At 70.2% G+C, this 2,061-nt stretch carries 2 protein-coding genes and 1 pseudogene; 1 reads left to right on the top strand and 2 read right to left on the bottom strand.

The features are described 5' to 3' along the window. Window positions 1-804, bottom strand: an 804-nt coding sequence (locus ACFPZL_RS12595; protein WP_382335689.1) for a flavin reductase family protein, incomplete at its 3' end; no start/stop codon positions are given. An 84-nt stretch (window positions 805-888) separates the two neighbouring features. On the opposite strand from ACFPZL_RS12595, the gene ACFPZL_RS12590 reads away from it, so the two are divergent. Further along, the gene (locus tag ACFPZL_RS12590) at window positions 889-1,578 is read left to right on the top strand and encodes a GntR family transcriptional regulator (protein WP_218114529.1); all 690 of its coding nucleotides are present in this window, start codon (window positions 889-891) and stop codon (window positions 1,576-1,578) included. 36 nt (window positions 1,579-1,614) lie between these two features. Here the strand turns inward: ACFPZL_RS12590 and ACFPZL_RS12585 are convergent. Beyond that, a pseudogene (locus ACFPZL_RS12585) lies at window positions 1,615-2,061 on the bottom strand (YhgE/Pip domain-containing protein); the annotation flags it as partial.

Genomic DNA, 2,061 nt, shown 5'->3' with positions numbered 1-2,061 from the left:
CGCGGTCGCGTCGCCCAGCCCGCCGGGCGCGCGGCCGCGGTAGACGAGGATCGGATTGCCCTGCGCGCTGTCGTACACCGAGTAGAGGAAGTCGATCTCGACGTCGCACCCCAGGCGGGCGGCAGCTGCGGTCGAGAGCCCGCCGTGGGACAGCTGCTCGGCGCTCAGGCGGCTCTCCGGCAGCGCCAGGGAACCGTCGTCGGCCGCGCGGACCGCGAGGCGCCCGTCCGCGGTCTCGACCACCCAGCGGACCGTGGTCTGCGCGCTGGCGTCCCCCCGCTGCTGCACGATCTCCTCGTCGGTGGAGAAGGCGTTGAACTTGCCCTGGTAGAACCCGAGCGGACGGCGATCCTGCGCGTCGTAGTCGAGCACCCGGCCGATGATGATCGCGTGGTCGCCGGCGATGACCACCTGGTCGGTGGCGCAGTCGATCCACGCGTGCACGTCCGGGATCACCGGTGCGCCGCCGCGGCCGTCCACCGTCTCGACGTCGGCGAACTTGTCCTCCGACTTCGATGCGAAGGTGCGGGCGAGATCCTGCTGCTCCGAGCCGAGGATGTGGACCGCGATGCCCGCCGACTCGACGAACGCGTCGTAGCTCGCGGCCCGGTGATCCACGCAGACGAGGACGAGCGGCGGGTCGAGCGAGACCGAGGTGAACGAGTTCATGGTCATCCCGCGCGGGCGACCCTCTCCGTCGGTGGTGGTGACGACGGTGACGCCGGTCATGAACGCGCCGAGCGTGCGCCGGTACTCCATGACGTTGACGGATCCGTCGGGATTCATGCGTACAGCGTCCGACATGTTCAACTCCTTCGTCCGAACTCGAGTGGCAACAGCATATTGGTCTGCTGTCAGACAAGTCAATCCACCCATAAGATATGTAATATGAGCGAGACATTGAGTCTGAACGGCGTCGTTCAGCGGGCACCGGCCCTGATCCGTGATCAGGTAGCCGACTACATACGAGGGCAGATCACCTCGCTGAAGCTTCCGCCCGGGGCGATGCTCATCGAACGGGAGATCTGCGAGGCCACCACGGCCTCCCGCGCCACCGTGCGCGAGGCGCTCCGCCAGCTCGAGGCCGAAGGGCTCATCGTCTCCGAGCTGCGCAAGGGGACGCTCGTGGCCTCGCTCTCGCGCACCGAGGCGAAGAACATCTACGAGATCCGGGGGCAGCTCGAGGGGCTCGCCTGCCGGCTCTTCGCCGAGCACGCGGACTCCGCGCAGCTCGGCGCGCTCGTCAGCACCGTCGACCGTCTCTCCCGAGCAGTCGACGACCCCTCCACGATGCTCGCGGAGAAATCCCGCTTCTACGACGTGCTGTTCGACGGAGCCGGCAACCCCGAACTGCGCCGCATCCTCGAGGGGCTGCGCCAGCGCATCACCCTGCTCCGCGTCAACTCCCTCGCCATTCCCGGGCGACCGGTGCACTCCTTGCAGGAGATCGAGAAGATCCGTGACGCCATCGTCGCGCGCAACGGCGAACTCGCAGAGGAGCTCTGCCGGCAGCACATCCGCGCGGCCGCAGACGCGGTGCTCTCGGCGCCCGAGGCGCACTTCGACGAGTCGGAGTGACCCCGGCGCGACCGGCGGCGAGCCGCACCGCGCGGATCAGGCCGCGACCGGCCGCTTCCGCTCCCGCGCGACCGCGAAGGCGGTGAGCGCGAAGCCCCCGAGCGCCCACAGCGTCAGCACGCCGAACGCCGCACCGACACCGGCCGTCTCCATGGCCGCGGCCTGGAACCCGGCGAAGAGCGCGCCGATCGGGCTCGCGTCGCCGACCGCCTGCAGCAGCGGAGGCGCCGTCGAGACGACCCCGATCGCGAACGCTCCGACGAGCAGCGCGAAGGAGAGGAACCGGCCGAAACCGCCGAGCAGGGCCGAGAGCCCCTGGTTCACGAGGGCGAAGGAGACGCCGGCGACGACGGAGAGGCCGAGGAAGGCGAGCCACTGCCCCGGATCGTATCCGAGCAGCGGCGGCAGGATGAGCCCGGCGAGGAGCCCCTGCGCGACACCGAGGACGAGGGCCGGCCGGGCGCTGCGGAGCGCGATGGCCCC

The organism is Leucobacter soli, assembly GCF_042659205.1.
GTDB lineage: Bacteria > Actinomycetota > Actinomycetes > Actinomycetales > Microbacteriaceae > Leucobacter > Leucobacter soli.
Note: the sequence above shows the minus strand (reverse complement) of the source record. Positions and strands in the feature narration are given on the sequence as shown.